Here is a 21521-nt window from a genome sequence, read left to right on the forward strand (position 1 = left end):
TACTTCATGTATTTTAATGCTTTCTTAGCCAAGACGCTGCTATGAAGTATGAAGTAAGGGTAGAGGGTAGGGACAATAACAAATGACCAATGACTATTGACTAATAATTAAGTCTATTTTTCCTTGCAGGTATTGATCTATCAGCAGCGTACAATAAATATATATAAGTACATAGTGTAGAAAGCGTGGGCAGTTACACCTCGTAAATGCTCGGAGCTACTGATTTACTGACAAAACTTCTAGAGCCTTGAAAGAGTGAGTTCTATGAAAATTGCCACTTAAAAATCTCAAGCTGTTACTTTTAGTAAGAGTTCGGGGAACTATGTAACTATACCTTGAAGATTTGTCAGTAAACTAACCCGAAACTTGAGTAGAACTACTTTACAAAGCTTTAGACAAAACACATTCAGAGTATATAAACCGATGAATATGAAAGAGAGAGCTACCGAAGGGGAGCAAAAACAAGGCGATAAGGTAGAAATTGCTGTCCGCCTAGATTCTGAATTACTAGAGCAAATTCAGCATCTCACCAACGACCCTAGCAAAGTCATCGAAGTAGCAATTCGCCAATGGTTACGGGGTGAAATTCCTAGAGATGATGAACTAACCCGCACTCCTTACCGTACACCTGTGCCGCCTAGAGGTGAATGGAATGATTGACAGCCACAAAAAAGCTTTTTATAGACAAGAACACAACTATCAAATTTGTCAATCATCGTGTTCATCACAGCCAAAACACCCAATGTAAGTATGTAAAAGCTTTTAGTAGCTTGAGCAAAACTGTATTGAGTTGCCACTTGTCTACCCAACTCGATTAAATGACTATTACTGCCAACTCCCAATTGCCAAACTTATTTTCTCAAAATCTGGAAGACATAGCTCATCAAACGGATGGCTCTTTACCAACTCTCGGTGCTGAGTTGGTCTATATGCAAGATGGGTCAGGCCGCTACCTGTCATTTTATTGGCAGCACAGCGAAGTTCTGGGATTAAACCCTGAGCAAATAGTGAATGGTAGCCATGATGAGGAAATTTTTACTCCTGTGGATAAGGTAGCTTATCTAGAACGATTGCACCGAATTTTAGAAAGTTTGGTGCCAGAAAAGTTGCAGTGTTGGTTTCGCTACCACCAAGAGTTGTGCGAGTTGGAATTAGTAATTTGTCCGATCATGCCGCCACTAGGAACTGCCGCCACTACAGTTGTAGTGATGGGACGGTTATTACAGGCAACAGTTGAGCAAAAAGAACTCAGTAACACACCAAAAGCGCCTACACCAATCGAGTTGGCTTTACGTTCGCAGCAACATCAAAAACTAGTAAATAAAATTACTAGAAATATTCGCCGAACTTTGGATTTAGACATTATATGGCAGCAAACAGTAGACAATTTGGGTAAAGCCCTAAAGCTAGAACGTTGCATTATCTGTCCCTATCAGCCCTCTAGCTCAAAAGTGCGAGTTATAGCAGAGTATCATCAGCCAGAACGGAGTTCGATGCTTGGCTTAGAAATAGATGTAGCTTCTGAGCCAGCATTTGCTCAAGCGTTAGCTACTTTAGAACCAGTGGTGATGGAGATAGCGAAATATGCACTGTGTCCAGAGCAGAAAGTTTTAGTAGTAGCAACATGTTATCAAGACCAAGCAAATGGCTTGATTGCCCTAAATGTGCGAGATGAATGCTATCCGCTGACAAATGCCGAACTTGAACTAGCCAAAGAAGTAGCCGATCAATTAGGAACGGCGATCGCTCATGCTACTTTATATAAAGAATTAGAAGCCGCCCGCCAAAAAGCTGAAGAAGCCTCACGCCTCAAAAGTGAATTTTTAGCCAACGTCTCCCATGAAATTCGCACTCCCCTCAACGGGATGATTGGCTTTTTGAAGTTAATCTTAGAGGGTATGGCAGATGATCCTGAAGAACAACATCAGTTTCTCTTAGAAGCGCATCAATCATCAATCCACCTGCTCAACATCATCAACGATATTTTGGACATTGCCAAAATCGAAGCAGGCAAAATGGAATTAGATTGCGCTCCCGTCCAGTTAGATGAGCTATTTTGTGGTGTCGAAAGTTTCATGCGTCCCCAAGCAGAGATGAAAAACCTCAGCTTTCGGATGCAAATTCCCACCACCTGCGATGAAATCGTCGTCCAAGGCAATTATCAACGGCTGCTCCAAGTGATGCTGAACTTGGTAAATAATGCAATTAAATTTACCCATGAAGGCGGTATTACTATCACTGCCGATATAGTACAGAAAAAGGTGAAATTTCAAGAACAGCAATTTCCTGGTCTGGTGAGAGTCCGAGTAGCCGATACCGGAATTGGTGTTTCATTAGACAAACAAGATAAATTATTTCAATTATTTTCTCAAGTAGATGGTTCCCGCACTCGTCAGTATGGCGGTACAGGATTGGGACTGGCCATCTCCCAAAAGCTGATTGAAGCAATGGGTGGTGAAGTGCATTTCTACAGTCTGGGTGAAGGACTTGGCTCAACCGTTACGTTTACAGTGCCTTTGTATCAACGACCAGTAATTGTTTCATCAACAGACAATAATTTAGACTGCGCCTGTTAATTAGGCATGAAGCAGAAAGCTGGGATGTTGAGATTGGATGTGAGGGTATAAAACCAACGCAATCACCATCCTTTATTCCACCCCTACGCCCTTTTTTGATGACTGTATATGAAAACACTATATCTATGGGTGGGGAGTAAGGTAAAGTTATGATGGATTTCATCTCTGTTCATGAGTAAGTTCACGAATCCCATAAGACGGCTTGATGCTACTTTTTGTTGAGTCGCTAGTGATTGTTTTGTCTACAATCAGAAAGGTAAAAGCATGGCAGGCAATCTAGCGACAATTAGATCTAGGATTGATTTAACAAAGCCAAAAAACAAATTTATGGGTGTTGATTCACTAGTAGTGCCAAAAATCTACGAAGAACTCACACCTATAACTATCACTAAATTCACAGGTCTAAAACAATGGAACTGACACTTGACAACGTAGAAACCGTTTTAGATGAAATGCGCCCTTATTTGATATCTGATGGCGGTAATGTAGAAGTTGTGGAACTTGATGGCCCTGTGGTCAGATTACGGTTACAAGGTGCTTGTGGTTCTTGTCCTAGCTCTACAATGACCCTCAGAATGGGTATTGAACGCCGCCTGCGAGAAATGATTCCTGAAATCGCTGAAGTTGAGCAAGTTATCTAGGGACTAGTAAAAAAAGGCTGAAGGATGAAGTATGAAATTTCATACTTCATCCTTCATACTTCATACTTTCTTAATCACTACCTAATATATGCCCCATCCACTTTATATTGCCTTTATTTGGCATCAACATCAGCCGCTGTACAAATCTCCTGACAGCGGCGTTTCACTTTCATCTACTCAACAGTACAAGCTCCCTTGGGTACGCTTGCATGGCACCAAAGATTATTTAGATTTAATATTAATTCTCGAACAGTATCCCCAGTTACACCAAACGGTGAATCTGGTACCTTCTCTGATATTGCAATTAGAAGACTACATTGCTGGTACAGCTTTTGACCCTTATTTAACAGCTAGTTTAACTCCTGCGGAACAACTCACCCAGTATCAGCAAGAATTTATTGTCCAACATTTTTTTGATGCCAATCACCACACGCTGATTGATCCGCATCCGCGCTATGCCGAATTGTATCAACAAAGACAAGAAAAAGGGCCAGCTTGGTGTTTGGCAAATTGGGGATTAGCAGATTACAGTGATTTGCTGGCTTGGCACAACTTAGCTTGGATAGATCCGCTATTTTGGGATGATCCAGAAATTGCTGGATGGTTAAAACAGGGGCGGAATTTTAGTTTAAGCGATCGCCAGCAAATTTATGCCAAACAACGCCAAATCTTAAGCCGCATTATTCCTCAACACCGGAAAATGCAACAGACGGGGCAATTAGAAGTAACTACCACGCCTTACACTCACCCGATTATGCCCTTGCTGGCTGATACCAATGCTGGTCGGGTGGCAGTGCCAAATATGACCTTGCCAGAGCATCGCTTTCAATGGGCAGAAGATATTCCCCGCCACTTACGCAAAGCTTGGGATTTATATACAGACCGTTTTGGTCAAGAACCACGAGGGTTATGGCCTTCAGAACAATCCGTTAGTCCAGAAGTTTTACCGTATATTATTAAGCAAGGGTTTAAGTGGATTTGCTCGGATGAGGCCGTTTTAGGATGGACACTCAAACACTTCTTCCATCGGGATGGCGCAGGTAACGTCCAGCAACCAGAAATACTGTATAGACCTTATCGTTTAACAACCCCAGCAGGTGATTTGGCCATTGTCTTCCGTGACCATAGATTGTCAGATTTAATTGGCTTTACTTATGGGTCAATGCAGCCAAAACAAGCCGCCGCTAACTTAGTAGGACATTTGCAAGCGATCGCTAAAAAACAACGCGAAAACCCCAGCGAACAACCTTGGTTAGTTACCATCGCCTTGGATGGCGAGAATTGTTGGGAATTTTATCCCCAAGACGGCAAACTCTTCCTCGAAGCTTTATATCAAAACCTCAGTAACGACCCCCAACTACAACTTGTTACAGTCTCGGAATTTATCGAACAATTTCCGCCCACAGCCACTATCCCCCAAGAACAATTACACAGCGGTTCTTGGGTAGATGGTAGCTTCACCACTTGGATTGGCGACCCAGCGAAAAATAAAGCTTGGGACTACTTGACCCATGCCAGAGCCGTGCTGGCCAGCCATCCTGAAGCCACAGAAGAAAGCAACCCAGCCGCATGGGAGGCTTTATATGCTGCCGAGGGTTCAGATTGGTTTTGGTGGTTTGGTGAAGGACATTCTTCCAATCAAGATGCCATCTTTGATCAGTTATTTCGAGAACATTTATGTGGCATTTACAAAGCCTTAAATGAACCAATACCAGCCTATCTTTCACAGCCTGTAGAGGTGCATGAAGTTAAAGCCAACCATATTCCCGAAAGCTTTATTCACCCCGTAATTGATGGCAGAGGTGATGAACAAGATTGGGACAAAGCTGGACGAATAGAAATTGGTGGTGCTAGAGGTACAATGCACAACAGCAGCATTGTCCAACGACTTTGGTATGGGGTAGATCACCTGAATTTTTATTTAAGGTTGGACTTCAAAAGTGGTGTAGCACCAGGAAATGAGTTACCACCAGAGCTAAATCTGCTGTGGTTCTATCCTGAGAAAACAATGCACAATAGCCCAATTCCCTTAGCAGATTTGCCACAGCAAGCACCAGTGAATTATTTGTATCACCACCATCTAGAAATTAACTTGCTGACACAATCGGTGCAGTTCCGAGAAGCCGCAGAGAATCATCAATGGCAACCCCGCTGTAGTCGCGCCCAAGTAGCTTTAGATACCTGTTTAGAGTTATCAGTGCCTTGGGCAGATTTGCAAGTGCCACCAGATTATCCCTTGCGCTTGATTTTAGTGCAGTCTGATAATGGGCGTTTCTGCGATTATTTGCCAGAAAATGCGTTGATTCCGATTGAAGTTCCATAATCAACTATGACTAATTAGGCTGAAGTGTGAAATGAATTGCTTCAGCCTAGATCTGCTTCTATTCGTAGTTGGCTAATTACAATAGAAAGATTGAAAGCCTCTTAATATATAGCTTTGTAACGCGATGTGCGACTTATTTTTGAAACCCCACTTCCATTCCTCTTCCCGCAACGGAGAGAAACTTTGATGATTACTCCCCTTCTCTTGTAGGGAAGGGGTTGGGGGTTAGGTTTGACATAAAGTTGCACACGGCGTTTTGTACTGAAAATTTGTACCTCATTCATCTGCAATCTGCTGTAATATTGCAGTCATCTCAGTAATCCGGATAAATTTGTATAAAAATTATAAAACTTTGATTTTGAATTACGGATGAATTTTAAAATAGAGCAAGAATTTGCAAATAAGCAGTAATGATACTGGCAAAAAAATATTTTTATAGTTAAATTGAAGACAACACAGAGTAGCTGTTTTTGAACCATGAATCGCTTTTCTGGAAACATGACTAATTTTCAAAACGAGTACAGTTCACAAAAGAATCAACTGGCTCAATTGTGTGGTTCCACGCAGCTATTTCGCGATCGCTACATCATCCTGCGAATTTTAGGTAGAGGTGGTTTTGGTATTACTTTTTTAGCCAGAAATGCCCAATTACCAGGCAACCCTCTGTGTGTGATTAAACAACTTTGCCCAAAGACAACTAGTACTAAAAGTTGGCAAAAAGCCTGTCAGCGCTTTGAGCAAGAAGCCAAAACTTTAGCGCAACTTGGTAGTCATTCGCAAATTCCTATGCTTTTAGACTACTTTGAAACAAATGGCGAGTTTTATTTAGTGCAAGAATATGTGCGCGGCTACACTTTAGCACGGGAAGTCAAGCGGAACGGCACTCAAACTGAAACAGAAGTGAAACACTTTTTACGAGAAATTTTGCCAATATTACAATACATACATCAAAATCGCGTTATTCATCGAGATATTAAACCGCAAAACTTGTTGCGCTGTGAAGATGATCAGCGGTTAGTAATGATAGATTTCGGTGCAGTTAAAGAAAAGTTAGTTGATATTGCGGAAGACTCTGGTTATAAAACTGCAAGTACTAATTTTGTTGGAACAATGGGGTTTGCACCTCCAGAACAGTTTGCACTGCGGCCAGTTTATGCCAGTGATATCTATGCAGTGGGAGTCACTTGTCTTTATTTGTTGACTGGTAAAGGGCCTCTAGACTTTGAACAGGATATCTCCACAGGTGAGATATCATGGCAAAAAGAAGTGAATATTAGCGATCGCTTTGCCAAAATTTTAGGCAAGATGGTGAAATTTTCTTTAGATGATCGCTTTAAAACAGTTGATGAGGTAATTAAAGCTTTAAATATAGAGAATAATTTACCCAATTTAAGCAACTGTTTAACAACTCAGCCTCTGCGAGAATTTCCGTCTCAACCACAACAAACACCTCCACAAGCATATATATCACCGACTAACAGAACGGCGATCGCAATTCGAGAATGGAAAGCTAAACTCAACCACAAACAGTTGCATCGTCAGTTTAATTCTTACTTAAGTTCTGTTTAGAGAGGCATTTTTATCAACATTTCAGTAAATAGCTTAACGTTAATGAGCCATAAAAGATTGACTCAACCAATATCCAATTGTCCCAAATATAATTATGATTAATACAGGAACAAACCATATTTCTAAATGGGGGTTTTCTATAGTTGCTAGATGGAAGATTTGCCATTCAATATAAGCAAATATCCAAACTATTTCACTTTTTAACCAATTCAGCATTGAGCAAGCAATTTGATACTGCCGTAAAGCATTTAATTCAGTAATGATCACTGCATAGTTAAATGTATGAGGATAACGACTGATAAATGTTAAAAATCCATAAATTGCTAAAGCTATAATTGCTAACAGCCAGAGAATTTTTTTACTTCCCCAACTATTGACTTCGCCATCAATTTCAAAATGGATGGGTATAGTCTCTGGTAATGTCAACCAAGCGTGAATAGCAATACCAAATAATCCCACTAGTCCTGCCAGTGCAATCCAATTTAGTATTTGTGCTGAAGATGATTGAGGAATTACTAGAACAGGTCTATAACGACTCATATTAGTAACTTTTTTAGAGTAATTCGTTTCTAATCTATTTTGACAAAAAAGTAAATGTCTTGAGAGGACGTAGAAGATATGTTGGGATTGAAGAAGAATTCAGGAGTTATACCGTTTCACTTTAAGTTTGATACAAATAGACCGCAGGGGAGCCAGCGCGTTGGGCGGGTTTCCCGACTTGTAGCGACTGGCGTGGGCAGGGGGAAAGAATGAAAAACCCATAAATTTGTCTCATTTTTTTCGTGAAATGGTATCAGAATCAATTAGTCGGGGATTCAGACGCTCTCTGCGAGACGCTATCCGCCACTCGCAGAGAATTTCCAAGCTGATACCATTTTGGATTTTAGATTTTGGATTTTGGATTGATAAAGAGTTTACTGGTAAGCTGTTCAGAAATCAATTTGTCGCCATCATTTTTCAAATTGGTATGAATTATGACTCCTGAATTCTGTTCGATAATTTAAGAGCAAACACCCTAAAATCCTACTTTCCATCTCTGCAAAGCAAGAGTCAAGAGTTAAGCTAGATTAAGTTTAGTTAAATTTGAGTCATGTCTGACTTCAAAGAAAATATCGCCACGTTCGCCAGACAGTTTGTTCCCTCTTATCGATTCATTCGCACCCATGAATCAACCCTTGGTAACAGTCATAAACTGCAAACAGAACTAAATCCTCACTCAATTAAAGTTTTAAATTGGAATATAGCTAAAAATAACTTTGATAAAATTTGGTTTAAAGACTTTTACCGAATTTTAAGACAGTACCAGCCAGATTTAATCTTTTTCCAAGAAGTGCGGATGGGTGTAGGTGTAGAACAAATTATTGGTTTAACAAATTTCAGTTGGGCTTACGCGCCTAATTTTATTGATGCTCATCATCAAACTTATTCTGGTATTTTAACAGCAGCTAATGTTAGTCCTGTTAGCAAAAAAGCTATAGTAACTAAACATTATGAGCCTTTAGTCAATACGCCCAAGGTTTCATTAATTACGGAATATTCTTTATCTAATCAACGAAAAACACTTTTAACTATTAATAGCCATCTAATTAATTTTGTAGATATAAACAAATTTAAAACTCAATTGCAAGAAATAGAATTAGCATTATCTACACATCACGGGGCGATTATCTTTGCTGGGGATTTTAATACTTGGAATCGCCAAAGAGCAATACTTTTAGATAAAGCTATCACTAAGTTAGGCTTAAAATCAGTAGAATTTGCCACCCAGGAAAGCAAGAAGATTAAAAGGTTCCTTTTGTCACCCCCCTTAGACTATATTTTTTACCGAGGCTTAACTGAAAAACCAGCTAGTGCTAAAGTTTTAGACGAAATTAATTCATCCGATCACAAGCCATTGCTGGCAGAATTTAGTTATGTCGATATGTGAAAAATAACGATGCTTGTAGATATTAGCATCCTCACTTTTTTTAGTGCAGCTACCGTTGTAGTTCATACCTTGGGAATTGCCCATGCAGCCCATGCAGTCATGACAGTGCGTTCTTCCCGTGGAGCGATCGCTTGGAGTATTTCTCTGATCACCTTTCCCTGGCTGGCTCTCCCCTTATACTGGATTTTAGGCAGAACAAAATTTCATGGATACGCCGAAGCCTTGCGCTCAGTATTTGCTCAACACCAGAAATTAGTTCATCAAGCTTATAGTGAAATAACTAAATTTCAGGTTGCAGTCCCAGAGAAATTAAAATCACTAGAACCATTAGCAGAAACATTTACAGGCATTTGCTTTACATCAGGTAATGCTGCGGAATTACTCATTGATGGACAGCAAACATATCAAGCAATGTTGAGTGCGATCGCCTCTGCAAAAAGTTATATTTTGTTGCAATCTTACATCGTTGATGATGACGCAGCAGGTAATGAATTTCAAGCAGCTTTAATTACTAAAGCCAAACAAGGTATACGCATCTATTTTCTTTATGACGAAATTGGTTCTAACAAATTACCTCACACTTATCTCAACTCTCTGCGCCAAAATTTAATTCAAGTGAGCGCATTTCACACTACTAAAGGTAGAGGTAATCGTTTTCAACTTAATTTCCGCAACCATCGCAAAATTTTAGTTGTGGATGGTGAAATTGCATTTACTGGTGGTTTAAATATTGGTAATGACTATTTGGGTAAAAATCGCCGTCTGAGTCCTTGGCGCGACACTCATATCAAACTGCAAGGGCCGACTGTTCAAAGTCTGCAAAGTTCTTTTTTGCAAGATTGGTATTGGGCAAATCGCCAAGTTATCGATGTTAACTGGCAAGTGCAACCTAATAGGGAAGCTAACCAAACAGCACTTATCTTACCCACAGGCCCCGCTGATAAACACAAAGCTTGTCAACTTTTTTTCGTTAATGCAATTAATCAAGCGCAAACTCGTCTTTGGATTGCTACTCCCTATTTTGTCCCAGATGATTCAACTTTGACAGCCTTAAAACTAGCAGCAATGCGCGGTGTTGATGTGCGAATTATCTTACCAAACCGACCTGATCACTTATTTGTTTATCTGTGTTCTTTCTCCTATTACAACGAAATGAAAGCTCTAGATATCAAATTTTATCGCTACAAACATGGATTTATGCACCAAAAAATTATCCTCATCGATAATGATTTAGCAGGAGTAGGCACAGTCAACCTCGATAATCGCTCATTTTTTCTCAACTTTGAAGTCATGGCATTTATAATCAATGCTCAATTTGCTCATAGCGTTGAGAAAATGCTCAAAACTGATTTAGCTGCCTCAATTACAGTAAATTTCTCTGAATATGATAAAAAACCTCTGTGGTTCAAGTTAGCTGTGAGAATATCTCGCTTACTCACACCTTTGTTGTAAACTCTATTCATTGCTCCTTAACTCTCTGCGTAAGACAAAAACAAAAGCAAATAAACTAGTTTCTTAGCTCCAGAATTTGCTAAACTCCAACTTCGGAGATCACAAATAAACTTAAATATTGGGAATTCGGAGGGGTTTCAGGGTGGCTCACGATGAACGTGCAGTAACGGAACAAATTCATCCAAAAGATATTTCCTGGCCATTTTGGCCGATTGTGCCACTCTACCCATATAGCAGGCGGCGGACAATTCGTAAAGAAGTCATCAAAAACACTATTTGGACTTTTGACCAATTACAAGGCATCTTTTACGTTGTTGTGCCGATTCGGATGACTGTTGTCAAGCTAGATGCAGGTGGTTTACTGGTATATGCACCTGTTGCACCAACAAAAGAATGTTTTCAACTTGTTCAGGAGTTGGTAGCAGAACATGGCGATATCAAATATATTATCTTGCCAACTATCTCTGGTATCGAACACAAAGTTTTTGTCGGCCCTTTTGCGAGATGCTTTCCTAATGCACAGGTGTTTGTTGCGCCGAATCAATGGAGTTTCCCGTTGAATTTACCATTAAGTTGGTTGGGTTTACCTGCAAAACTTACTCAAGTTTTGCCAGAAGATAGTAGTCTAGCGCCTTTTGCTGATGAGTTGGACTATGCAATCTTAAAGACAATTGATTTAGGCCCTGGTAAGTTTACAGAAGTGGCATTTTTTCATAAGCGATCGCACACTTTATTAGTCACAGATGCGGTAGTATCTGTACCAGAAGAACCACCAGCGATCGTCCAACTCGATCCCTATCCTTTATTATTCCACGCCAAAGAAAAAGGTTCGGATGTTGTGGCTGACAATCAAGCAAATCGCCGCAAAGGATGGGAACGCATCACACTGTTTGCTTTATACTTTCAACCCAGTGCTTTAGAAGTACCTACATGGGGCGAGGTGTTCCGTGATGCTTTAAAAGCCACAGAACGCTCTAGAAAGGCTTATTTTGGGTTATTTCCCTTTAAATGGCGAGATAACTGGCAGAGGTCATTTCACGCTTTACGCGGAGATGGGCGTTTGTTTGTCGCACCAGTTTTACAAACTCTCATTCTTAACCGCGCACCAAAGGAGACGCTTGATTGGGCGGAGAAAGTCGCCAGATGGGATTTTCAGTGGGTGATTCCCTGTCATTTTGACGCACCAATTAAAGCTCAACCGCAGCAATTTCGCCAAGCATTTTCTTTTTTAGAAAAACAACCAATGGTCAGTACAGGTTTGTTTAATAGTAGTAGTTATCCTTTACCAGAGGACGATTTTAAAATTCTTAGAGAAATTGATGCAGGTTTAAATAAGAGTGGAATTGTCCCACCGGCGAAGGAGAAAATCTAAAAGGTTGTAGGGATTTAAAAGCAAATTTGATTACGTCCGTTTTTCTTAGCTGCTCGGACTTTATCGCTGGCTTGTTGCAAAAAAGACACAAGGTTATTTTCTGCCATTAGTTCAACAACTCCAATACTTGTCGTGAGGTGAAACTGCTGGCCATTGTAGGCTGTGATGATTTCTTCACTCAAAGCTAGGCGAATTCGTTCAGCTATTTGACATCCGGTATTGAGGTCAGTGTTGGACATAACAATACAAAATTCTTCGCCACCGTAGCGTGTAACCCAATCTCCTGCTCGGATATGAGTTGTAAATATTTTTGCAGCAGTTTTTAAAGCTTGATCACCAGTAGGAAAACCGTAGGTACGATTCACCTCACCGAAATTATCTAAATCGAGGAGCAAGATTGTTAGCCGTTGCTGATATTTATGATATTTTTCGATCTCACGGGCTAGTAGTCTATCGAGATAGCGCCGATTAAACACCTCAGTTAAGCCATCATGTTCTGCTTCTATGCGGTATTTATTGGCTAAACGACTGGCTTTCAGCACCATTTCACTAATCATTCGTTCCGCAGTGACACGAATGCGATGCTCAAAATCAGTGATTAGTTTATCTTGACCGGAAGCGTCTGCGATCGCCTCAAATTCTTCTGAGGTGACAACGCGGTTACGTCCCTTTTGCTTGGCCGCATAGATACATTGATTGATTTCTTGCCATAATTGCTCAACGGAAGAATGTCCTGACATCGTAACTACTCCTAATGAAGCTGTTAGATGCACAGAAGACGTGTCATTCAGCTTGAATTCATGAGTTTCGATCTGCGTTCTGAGAAATTCGGCAAAAGCTTTTCCCTGCACCATACAACCATCCATACAAATAGCAAATTTATCGCCGCCTGTCCGAGCGACGATGCTTGCTCCTAGTGAGTACTTTTGAAGAATTTGTCCAATCTCTTGTAATATCTGATCTCCGACATTATGACCATAGCGATCGTTAATAAATTTAAACCGATCAATATCTAAGTAAATTAAAGATACAGGTTCTACCTCTTCGTTGGATGTTAAAAGCTTGATGGCATAATCATTAAATTTGCGAAAATTAGCAATTCCTGTTAACTTATCCAGACTAAATAAATGCTTTTGTTGGTTATGCCAAATACTGCGCTGTAAACGTAAACCTATTTGCTGATTAATAGCATCAAGTTTACAGGTTTCATCTGCTGCTTCTAACCAGCAAAGAACAGCAGTTTCTTGCTCAATTGTCTCTACTAAGACTACTATTGGCAAACCAACAGTAGTATACATATATTTGGCTTGCTCCAAATTTTCAAAAGCTTTGATATCGAGTACAATCACGTCAAAATCTTGCTCAAATAAAGTTGCAATATCAACTTGCATCCACTCAAAATTGAGGGGAATATTTATTAGTTGAGGCAAATCTAGTGGACTACACCATGCAACTCGAATTGCATTCACCTGTTTATTCATTAATTTCCAACTTTAGTAACCGACAAAAGTGTATGGGTAACTTAAAGTTTAACAAGTGAATTCAGTAGTCTGTGAGCAACATTCTTTGACTAAGAAATTAAGTTGTTCTAGGTGAAGTTACTAACATGGAAATTGCTGAGTATGATGCAATTGCTAAAACTTGTGTTTCCATTGCAGCCATTAATATGAATTTTACGAGATTTTAAGCCAGTTATAGCAATCTTAAATGAGTCATGAAAAATATAGATAAGGAAACGAACTAAAACTATTTTGGATGATGGAAGGGTTTATTGATCATCTGTTCAGAACTCAATTTCTCACAATCATTTTTCAAATTGGTATAACCTGATGCTCTTGTGTTGCTAACGGATTGATATCCTTCTAAATTCATTTATGCCAATGACAAAAAATTTTCTCTCAAATGTTCAAGTCATAACATTGCTGTAGCACATCCTATGAGACTGACATTGTTGAATAAATCGCTGGGGAATTTCTATACTAGCGCCCCAATGTAAATGTATATATGAAGCATGAAGATTAATAGGTAAATTCCAGCCTTCAAAGCCCATATTCTCATCACAATCGTAGCGGTAAGTTGCAAATAATGGCTGATGAAAATTAGCTTTTAAACTTGAGCGGTGAAACTCATGTCCGTAAATATTTGTCCCAGCATTTACTAACAAACTATCTTGTAAAGCTACCGCCCGACGATAACCCAAAGTTAAACGTTTATCCATACAAGCAGATGTGGGAATTATTCCTACCATTGGGTAAGTTTTACCCTCAAAATCGATGATTTTTTCACACAAATACATCAATCCCCCACACTCGGCAATTGTCGGCATTCCTTGAAGAATAGCTGTTTTGACTGCTTGTAAAACATTTGTATTTTTAGTTAATTGTTCAGCAAATACTTCTGGGAACCCGCCACCAAAATACATTCCCTGGATATTTTGAGGTAATTCTGAGTCTGCTAAAGGACTCCAAAAGACTAACTCTGCACCTAATTGTTGGAGTAAATCGAGATTATCTTGATAATAAAAATTAAAAGCGCGATCGCGTGCAACGGCAATCCTAACTTTACTGAGTGCTGTTAGCGGTAGCGGGAGTTGAGCATCGTGCTGAGTTACCGAACTTTGCTCAACGCGGGGAACCCGCGCACGCAAGTTCTCGCTGAGTTTTGAGTTTTGAGTGTCTAACAACGGTAATAAACTTTGCCAATCGAAGCAAGTATCACCTAAATCAGCTAGACGTTCTACCACAGCATCCAGTTCGCTAAGTTCGCCTGTGGGGACTAAGCCGAGATGGCGGTCAGGAATTGTAATGTTATCTTGACGACGCAATACACCGAGAATCGGTAATTGTAGAGATTGTAGAGCATCTTTGAGTAAAGAAAGATGGCGATCGCTCCCCACGCGATTGAGGACTAAACCGGCTATTTTAATTTTAGGGTCAAAAGAACAATAACCGTGAGCGATCGCCGCCACAGAACCCGATAACCGACTGCAATCAATTACCAGCACTACAGGCAAATCTAGTAACCGCGCAACATGAGCCGTACTGGCAAAAGTGAATGGGTGTTGACTATCATCTTTTCCACTCCCCATCACCCCATCAAACAACCCCATCACCCCTTCTACCAAAGCATATTCACTTGCTTGGTGATGTTTAGCAAAACATTGCTGAACGTAGGCTTCACTAGTCAGCACTGGGTCTAAGTTGCGACAAGCAAGACCAGTCACATACTGATGAAACATTGGGTCAATATAGTCTGGCCCGACCTTGAAAGATTGCACCTGACCACCACGACGACATAAAGATGCTAACAGGGCGAGTGTGACTGTTGTCTTACCCACCCCGCTACGTTCGCCAGCAATTACTAAAGCCATAAGAAGATTAAGAGGTTGTGACTAGCTTAAATCTTAAAAGATTAGTATACCGTCACCGTGAAAATACACTGTGTAGGAAAGAATAGTGAAAATCGTTTTATGCTAGAGTCCCAAAAGCCAAACCCTGTACCCTTGATTGATTTTTCAGAAGAAGAAATGCTTTATTGGATGGTAGATTACTACAACGAAATAGTTGATTACTATGAAGATACTGTTAGACAACAAAAAGCGCTCCTACTTTATTTGACGTAACTACATATTGAAGTAAAAGTACGAATTATCTTAATAAAACCTCCGCGCAACTTTGCGCCATCCTCTGCGTATCTTTGCGTTAAAAAAAGCCCTCCATTTTGAAAATTGGAAGGCTTTTTTGACAAATTAGCTGAGATTAATCTAACTCTTCACTGAAGGTTTCACAGTTTGGGCAATAACTCCCAAGCTGTCTTCAAACAGAGTTTCACGTCCCCAGCGTTGTACTTGCTGACTCAACAGTGCTTCCGCCTTTTGTTCAGAAAGTGAACTCACTTGTTGGAACAAACCAGCAGATTGAGCGCCGCCGTGGGTTTCCATCCGCATACAACCCCCAGTTTCCGAGCAGATGACTGTGCTACAGTCGGCTTTGGTATTAGTTGAACTTAGACGTAAAGCAATCAAGTCGCCAGAGATATCACCTGCATCAGCAACCGGAACTCCAGCTAACTCGGCTTCTATTTGCTTTTGGTCTTGAGCTACAAAACGAATCCGAATGATATCGTAATCATTGCTTTCCTTTTGATAGGAAATCGGCATCCATTCTAAGCGACTAGCCAACCAACCTAAAAATAATAGTGCTTGGGCAGGGTTGCCTTTTTCATAATCAATTGTTACGCGGTCAATGTCTTTTAAGGCTGTGCGACGATGAGGGGGGTCATAAGCTTCCGCAGTTAATTCTTGCCATGCTGCTAAACGCCGCCAATTCAAGTCAGCCACAGGTACGTTAGTTTCGACTAACTCATATAAGCTGAGTAAATCGCTTTCTGGTTCGTTAAAGTTACAAGAATCAACTATAACGTTATTGCAAACGGCTGCCAGTCTCTTGAATAATGGGTTGTTGGGGTCGGGAGTAGCTTTCCACCATAGGAACTTAGGCAGACCACCAATGAGTAATGCGGGAATCATCCCGCCAATTCTTTCTAAAGCTGAGGCTGTACCAGAAAGGGTGATGTATTCACAACAAACAAGAGTGCTAGAAGATTGCTTTTGAATTGGGCAGTAAGCTGAAACTTGTGCTTTTACCCCTTCATCTTCACCAGCGATGGGACATAGAGCAATGATGCGGCAGGGGTTGCGTAAAGCAATTTCATCAGCAATTCTGGGGCTGGTAACACTAACGTTATAGGAACCATTACCATTTTCCGCAACGGCTCCATTGCCTTGGCGTTTGGTGTATTCTTCCCGTAATTTTGCCAAAGTTTCTGGTGTAGCCGTGCCAGTTTCTAGTAGTTCATATTTTTGTTGCGCTTGTCGCAGTGCGATGTCTGTCTGTGGCCCTAAAATCCCATCGATGGGGCCGTTATAAAATCCCAGAGATGCCAATAGATATTGGGTTTCTTCAGGTTCGTAAACCACTAAGGTAAAAGTTGTGGCACGAGTAGCAGCAGGTAAGCCGCCATCTTCACCAGTGATACCGTAACTTTGCCAAATTTGATTCAATTCCCCTTCGATTTCATTCAGCGAAATGTCCTTGGGGGCTTGGAGTGAAAAAATGGTAGGAGCTTGGGTCATAGTAATTTTGGATTTTGGAGTTTGAATTTTGGATTGACGATTTAAGATTTTTGATTAAGAACTACTAAACAGAATTAGTCAGAAATAGTTTTTGCTTTTATCTATTACCTATTCGCTATTTCTTTGTTCCTAATCTAAAAATCTAAAATCTAAAATCTAAAATTTTACAGTCTGCGCCAGCGACGGCCGTCTTGGTTTATCAACAATTCGGCTTCTGCGGGTTCCCATGTACCGGCTTCGTACTGGGGAATAATTGTTGGGTCGGTGGGTGCATCCCAAACAGAAAGGGCGGGGGTGACTATTTGCCAAGCTGCTTCCACTTCGTCAGCCCGTGTGAACAATGTTTGGTCGCCCATCATACAATCTAAGAAGAGGCGATCGTAGGCATCAGAAGTACCGGAAATTCCGAAGGAACCGTAGCTAAAGTCCATATCTACGGAACGAGTACGGAATTCTGCCCCTGGCATTTTCACATCAAAGCGCAAAGAAATTCCTTCGTTGGGTTGAATCCGCATTGCCAGTACGTTGGCATTTCTTTGTTGGGCGGCGGACTGGAACATCCGAGAAGGAACATCGCGGAAATGAATCGAAATTTCGCTGACTTTTTTCGGCATCCGTTTGCCAGTCCGCAAATAGAAGGGTACACCTTGCCAACGCCAGTTATCTACCATGAATTTCATGGCTACATAAGTGGGTGTACCGGACTTGGGATCAACACCTGGTTCTTCGTGATATCCTGGCACTTGTTGTCCTTTCATCCAACCAGCACTATATTGACCGCGAATGGCCGAACGAGACAAATTGCGGATATCTGCTAGACGAGTTGCTTGAAGTACTTTAACTTTTTCTGTGCGAATACTGTTAGCATCCATTGAGTTGGGTGCTTCCATTGCCGTCAAGCAGTAAAGTTGCATTAAGTGGTTTTGCAACATATCTCGGAGTGCGCCGGCTTTTTCATAGTAACCAGCCCGGTCTTCTACCCCTACGGTTTCAGCAACGGTAATTTGTACGTGATCAACGAACTGACGGTTCCACAATGGTTCAAAAATCGCATTGGCAAAGCGGAACACGAGCAAGTTTTGAACGGTTTCTTTACCTAGGTAGTGGTCAATGCGATAGACTTGATTTTCTTTACAATACTTCTGCACAATCACGTTGAGGCTTTGAGCAGAAGCCAAGTCTCGACCAAAGGGTTTTTCAATTACTAGGCGGTGCTTCTCTGGATTGTCTAGCATTCCGCCTTCTCCTAGTTGCCTGATGGCTTCGGGGAAGAAGTTGGGAGCGACGGAAAGGTAGAACATCCGATTACCGCGTGTACCCCGTTTTTCGTCTAATTCACTGAGTAAGTTTTTCAGTTTTTGATAACTTTCAGGGTTGTCTATGTCACCAGGACAGTAAAACAAACCTTGAGAGAAGTCTTGCCATAGTTCTTCGAGTTCGACACCACCGTGGGCTTCTTCCATGCCTTTACGCATTTGTTCACGGAAGTATTCATGTGTCCATTCCCGACGTGCCACACCAACAATCGTGATTTCTGGTGGAACCCGCCGTTCTCGCCGTAGTTTGTATAATGCTGGAACTAGTTTGCGCCAGGTAAGATCACCAGAAGCGCCAAAGATAACTATAATTTGGGGTTCGGGCATCCCTTGCTGTTGCAGACCAACGCGCAAGGGATTTTCTAGCAGACTGACCATAACAATTTTTGGATCTTGGAGTTGAGATTTGGAATGGGAGGAAGTATGAAGTATGAATTATGAAGTATGAAATTACTTTTTTGTGTTTATCTTTCAGACTTCAGACTTCACACTTCAGATTTCTTAGACCCTACACAGGTGACAATAACTTGACTTTGTTTTCTAAAGAGTTCATCAAGGACTTGAAAGGTTGGACAAATTTATCAATACCTTCCACTAACAGTTCATCCATTACGGTATTGATATCAATGTTTATGTCTGGATCTTTCAAATTTTCGATAAGTTGATAAGCTTCATGAACTTTGGTTTCCACGCGATCGCCTACATCGCAGTGGTCAGCACAAGCTGCTATTGTCGAGGGTGGTAAGGTGTTAACGGTATCGTGGCCAATTAACTCATCAACATACATCACGTCGCTGTAGTTCGGGTCTTTGGTGCTGGTACTAGCCCAAAGTAACCGCTGTACTTTTGCCCCTTTGGCTGCAAGGGCTTGCCATTGGTCGCTTTCAATAATTTTTTTGTATTCTTGATAAGCTATTTTGGCATTAGCGATCGCTACTTTGCCTTTTACGGCTCTGAGTTTGGCTTCTAGGTTAATATCATCAACGCCACGGTGCAATTTTGCATCGATTTTTGCGTCAATGTTACTATCAATGCGACTGAGGAAAAAGCTGGCGACAGAAGCAATTTTGCTAATGTCTTTTTCCTCAGAGGCGCGTTTTTCTAAGCCTCGAATATAAGCCCAAGCTGTATTAATGTAGCTTTGTACAGAAAATAACAAAGTAACATTGACGTTAATTCCGTCGGCGATTACTTGTTCTACGGCTGGTAAACCTGATTCTGTACCAGGAATTTTAATCATGATATTTTCCCGGCCAATTTCTTGAAAATAACGGCGGGCTTCGTTGATGGTGGCTTGAGTATCATGAGCAATAGTTGGTGGTACTTCGATACTCACATAACCATCAAGTCCATTCGAGGCTTCATATACAGGGCGCAGAATATCTGCCGCATTACGGATATCTGCGAAAACTAAAGATTCGTAAATTTTGTAGGTTGGTAATTTAGCGCGAACACCTGCTTCTATGTCCGCATCATAAATCGCATTACGCGCGATCGCTTTCTCAAAAATGGCTGGGTTCGAGGTGATCCCGGAGATTCCTTGATTTTCTACCAGGTTTTTCAATTCCCCTGATTGAATCATGTCTCGCGTCAAATTATCCATCCAGATACTTTGACCGTATTGTTGAATCTCCTGTAGATGATTAGTCGCCATAGCTTAGTTCCCTCCGTTTAATGATGTCTCCAAGTGAACTTGGCAATCCATCCTGTGATGGTGACTTTTGCATTTTGGCTTTGCCAATCACTTATCGCATCGACCAGCTGAAATAATCTATCACTACTTCATCCGCACTGTAGTAGTGATATTTTCTCTTCTTCATCCCAAGCAGACACTAGTAAAGCAAGATAAAAATAACTTCACAGTAAGAAACAGTTAAAAGTGAATGCTCAATGGTCAATAGTCAATAATTATTGGTAAATAAAATTTATTTTTGACTTTTGACTTTTGACTTTTGACTTTTAAAACTAGTGACCGTTTTGAATAAAAGACTCAACTTTTGCCACAGACTCTTTACTACCAATAATCAAAGGTGTGCGTTGGTGGAGTTTTTTCGGCACCACATCTAAAATATCTACTAGTCCTGTGGTGGCGCGACCGCCTGCTTGCTCAATCAAAAAAGCTAGAGGAGCCGATTCATAAAGTAAGCGTAATTTACCTTCTGGCTTTTGAATTGTACCTGGGTAGAGAAATACACCGCCTTGAACCAGAATTCTATGGATATCACTCACCATCGCTCCACTATAGCGAGCAGAGTAGCCCTCTGTACGATGAACGTACCGAACATATTCTCTAATTGACTCTTCCCACTGCCAGAAATTTCCTTCATTGACACTGTAAACAGAGCCATTATCAGGAATCCGAATATTTTCTTCGGTGAGGATAAACTCTCCCAAACTGGGATCAAGAGTAAATGAATGCACCCCTCTACCTATACTATAAACCAGCATAGTGCTTGGCCCATATAGTATGTATCCAGCGGCAATTTGCTTACGTCCATTAGTAAGTAAATCGGTGGCTAAACCATCCGCGTCGTCTCCTTCTTGTTGGCGAATCGCAAAAATGGAACCCAAGCTGAGATTAGTATCGGTGTTAGAAGAACCATCTATTGGGTCATACAACAAGGTATAACGACCTATAGGGCAGTTTTCTGGGATGTAATAAGGGTCGTCCATTTCCTCAGAAGCTAGGCGACAAACTAAGCCACTTTGCTTAAATACCGAGATAAAAACATCGTTGGCATAAACATCCATCTTTTTGACGGATTCTCCTTGAACATTTACATCCCCGGTAAATCCGAGAACGCCTTCCATTAACCCTGCACGGCTAAGATGACGGGCAATTAATTTACCTGCAAGGGCGATGCGATTCATCAGCGCACTTAAATCCTGAGCATCAGGAGAAAAGCTTTGAAGTTGCTGAAGAACATGACGGGATAAGGTTGTACAATCACGATCTAAGCTTTTATCTGTATGATCGTCGATTGGCAACTCCAGAGATTCTGGCGCTTTAGCCATTTTTGCATTCTCCCTAGGGACTGGTTGATAGTTAGGTTGGTAAAGTCATGGGTAGCAACTTATAGCTGCTGCTTCTATCTTAGAAAGGTAAGTTGATAACCTTGATGTGGCTTTAGATAAACTAAAGAAATGGATAAGTTTTTGCTGAATTTACCAAGGCAGAAAAGTATCGTTGCCAATGGAAGCGTAGAGGTAA

16 protein-coding genes are annotated in these 21521 nt (G+C 40.9%); 9 read left to right on the forward strand and 7 right to left on the reverse strand.

What is annotated here, in order from left to right; genetic code table 11:
• Positions 1-423 precede the first annotated feature (423 nt).
• The 5 genes from AC504W_RS02940 (at position 424) to AC504W_RS02960 (ending at position 7109) form a co-directional block, all read left to right on the forward strand.
• A complete protein-coding gene (locus tag AC504W_RS02940; RefSeq protein WP_096584059.1) occupies positions 424-660 on the forward strand; it encodes a hypothetical protein in 237 nt (78 codons plus the stop codon).
• Positions 661-818: 158 nt separating this feature from the next.
• Positions 819-2576: an ATP-binding protein gene (locus AC504W_RS02945; RefSeq protein WP_494876163.1), complete on the forward strand. Its 1758-nt coding sequence runs from the start codon at positions 819-821 to the stop codon at positions 2574-2576.
• Positions 2577-2986: 410 nt separating this feature from the next.
• The gene (locus tag AC504W_RS02950; protein WP_015113556.1) at positions 2987-3217 is read left to right on the forward strand and encodes a NifU family protein; all 231 of its coding nucleotides are present in this window, start codon (positions 2987-2989) and stop codon (positions 3215-3217) included.
• Between the two features lie 88 nt (positions 3218-3305).
• Positions 3306-5540 carry a glycoside hydrolase family 57 protein gene (locus AC504W_RS02955; RefSeq protein WP_494879528.1) on the forward strand — a complete coding sequence of 745 codons (2235 nt, stop codon included), beginning with the start codon at positions 3306-3308 and terminating at the stop codon, positions 5538-5540.
• A gap of 477 nt (positions 5541-6017) precedes the next feature.
• Positions 6018-7109, forward strand: a complete 1092-nt coding sequence (locus AC504W_RS02960; protein ID WP_494876167.1) for a protein kinase domain-containing protein — start codon at positions 6018-6020, stop codon at positions 7107-7109.
• A 39-nt stretch (positions 7110-7148) separates the two neighbouring features.
• Here the strand turns inward: AC504W_RS02960 and AC504W_RS02965 are convergent, their stop codons facing one another.
• Positions 7149-7649 (reverse strand): DUF1648 domain-containing protein, encoded by a 501-nt coding sequence (locus AC504W_RS02965; protein ID WP_494876169.1) that lies wholly within the window; start codon positions 7647-7649, stop codon positions 7149-7151.
• A gap of 550 nt (positions 7650-8199) precedes the next feature.
• Here AC504W_RS02965 and AC504W_RS02970 point away from each other — a divergent pair.
• The 3 genes from AC504W_RS02970 (at position 8200) to AC504W_RS02980 (ending at position 11860) form a co-directional block, all read left to right on the forward strand.
• The gene (locus AC504W_RS02970; protein ID WP_494876171.1) at positions 8200-9036 is read left to right on the forward strand and encodes an endonuclease/exonuclease/phosphatase family protein; all 837 of its coding nucleotides are present in this window, start codon (positions 8200-8202) and stop codon (positions 9034-9036) included.
• A 9-nt stretch (positions 9037-9045) separates the two neighbouring features.
• Positions 9046-10488 carry a cardiolipin synthase gene (cls, locus tag AC504W_RS02975; RefSeq protein ID WP_494876172.1) on the forward strand — a complete coding sequence of 481 codons (1443 nt, stop codon included), beginning with the start codon at positions 9046-9048 and terminating at the stop codon, positions 10486-10488.
• A gap of 142 nt (positions 10489-10630) precedes the next feature.
• On the forward strand, positions 10631-11860 hold the full coding sequence (locus AC504W_RS02980; RefSeq protein WP_494876173.1) for a DUF4336 domain-containing protein: 1230 nt from the start codon (positions 10631-10633) through the stop codon (positions 11858-11860).
• A gap of 14 nt (positions 11861-11874) precedes the next feature.
• On the opposite strand, the gene AC504W_RS02985 is transcribed toward AC504W_RS02980, so the two are convergent.
• Together AC504W_RS02985 and AC504W_RS02990 are read right to left on the reverse strand one after the other, a co-directional pair.
• Positions 11875-13341 (reverse strand): diguanylate cyclase, encoded by a 1467-nt coding sequence (locus AC504W_RS02985; RefSeq protein ID WP_494876174.1) that lies wholly within the window; start codon positions 13339-13341, stop codon positions 11875-11877.
• A 425-nt stretch (positions 13342-13766) separates the two neighbouring features.
• Complete coding sequence (locus tag AC504W_RS02990; protein WP_494876176.1) at positions 13767-15230, reverse strand: cobyrinic acid a,c-diamide synthase CobB; 1464 nt, start codon at positions 15228-15230, stop codon at positions 13767-13769.
• A gap of 99 nt (positions 15231-15329) precedes the next feature.
• Between AC504W_RS02990 and AC504W_RS02995 the strand changes: the two genes are divergently transcribed.
• Complete coding sequence (locus AC504W_RS02995; protein ID WP_494876177.1) at positions 15330-15482, forward strand: hypothetical protein; 153 nt, start codon at positions 15330-15332, stop codon at positions 15480-15482.
• A gap of 141 nt (positions 15483-15623) precedes the next feature.
• Here AC504W_RS02995 and opcA read toward each other — a convergent pair whose 3' ends face one another.
• The 4 genes from opcA to fbp form a co-directional block, all read right to left on the reverse strand.
• Complete coding sequence (gene opcA / locus AC504W_RS03000) at positions 15624-16994, reverse strand: glucose-6-phosphate dehydrogenase assembly protein OpcA (RefSeq protein ID WP_494876179.1); 1371 nt, start codon at positions 16992-16994, stop codon at positions 15624-15626.
• Positions 16995-17158: 164 nt separating this feature from the next.
• Positions 17159-18688 (reverse strand): glucose-6-phosphate dehydrogenase, encoded by a 1530-nt coding sequence (gene zwf, locus AC504W_RS03005; RefSeq protein ID WP_494876180.1) that lies wholly within the window; start codon positions 18686-18688, stop codon positions 17159-17161.
• Positions 18689-18818: 130 nt separating this feature from the next.
• Entirely contained in the window at positions 18819-19964 is a 1146-nt protein-coding gene (gene tal / locus AC504W_RS03010; protein ID WP_494876181.1) for a transaldolase, read from the reverse strand.
• A 311-nt stretch (positions 19965-20275) separates the two neighbouring features.
• A complete protein-coding gene (gene fbp, locus AC504W_RS03015; RefSeq protein WP_103125483.1) occupies positions 20276-21325 on the reverse strand; it encodes a class 1 fructose-bisphosphatase in 1050 nt (349 codons plus the stop codon).
• Between the last annotated feature and the right edge of the window lie 196 nt (positions 21326-21521).

The sequence above is a fragment of the Nostoc sp. C96 genome (assembly GCF_059384975.1).

What these genes read in the sequence shown, in the direction of transcription:
- AC504W_RS02940 (WP_096584059.1), top strand. Translation starts at nt 424, where the DNA reads ATGAATATGAAAGAGAGAGCTACCGAAGGGGAGCAAAAACAAGGCGAT.
- AC504W_RS02945 (WP_494876163.1), top strand. Translation starts at nt 819, where the DNA reads ATGACTATTACTGCCAACTCCCAATTGCCAAACTTATTTTCTCAAAAT.
- AC504W_RS02950 (WP_015113556.1), top strand. Translation starts at nt 2,987, where the DNA reads ATGGAACTGACACTTGACAACGTAGAAACCGTTTTAGATGAAATGCGC.
- AC504W_RS02955 (WP_494879528.1), top strand. Translation starts at nt 3,306, where the DNA reads ATGCCCCATCCACTTTATATTGCCTTTATTTGGCATCAACATCAGCCG.
- AC504W_RS02960 (WP_494876167.1), top strand. Translation starts at nt 6,018, where the DNA reads ATGAATCGCTTTTCTGGAAACATGACTAATTTTCAAAACGAGTACAGT.
- AC504W_RS02965 (WP_494876169.1), bottom strand. Translation starts at nt 7,649, where the DNA reads ATGAGTCGTTATAGACCTGTTCTAGTAATTCCTCAATCATCTTCAGCA.
- AC504W_RS02970 (WP_494876171.1), top strand. Translation starts at nt 8,200, where the DNA reads ATGTCTGACTTCAAAGAAAATATCGCCACGTTCGCCAGACAGTTTGTT.
- cls (WP_494876172.1), top strand. Translation starts at nt 9,046, where the DNA reads ATGCTTGTAGATATTAGCATCCTCACTTTTTTTAGTGCAGCTACCGTT.
- AC504W_RS02985 (WP_494876174.1), bottom strand. Translation starts at nt 13,341, where the DNA reads ATGAATAAACAGGTGAATGCAATTCGAGTTGCATGGTGTAGTCCACTA.
- AC504W_RS02990 (WP_494876176.1), bottom strand. Translation starts at nt 15,230, where the DNA reads ATGGCTTTAGTAATTGCTGGCGAACGTAGCGGGGTGGGTAAGACAACA.
- AC504W_RS02995 (WP_494876177.1), top strand. Translation starts at nt 15,330, where the DNA reads ATGCTAGAGTCCCAAAAGCCAAACCCTGTACCCTTGATTGATTTTTCA.
- opcA (WP_494876179.1), bottom strand. Translation starts at nt 16,994, where the DNA reads ATGACCCAAGCTCCTACCATTTTTTCACTCCAAGCCCCCAAGGACATT.
- zwf (WP_494876180.1), bottom strand. Translation starts at nt 18,688, where the DNA reads ATGGTCAGTCTGCTAGAAAATCCCTTGCGCGTTGGTCTGCAACAGCAA.
- tal (WP_494876181.1), bottom strand. Translation starts at nt 19,964, where the DNA reads ATGGCGACTAATCATCTACAGGAGATTCAACAATACGGTCAAAGTATC.
- fbp (WP_103125483.1), bottom strand. Translation starts at nt 21,325, where the DNA reads ATGGCTAAAGCGCCAGAATCTCTGGAGTTGCCAATCGACGATCATACA.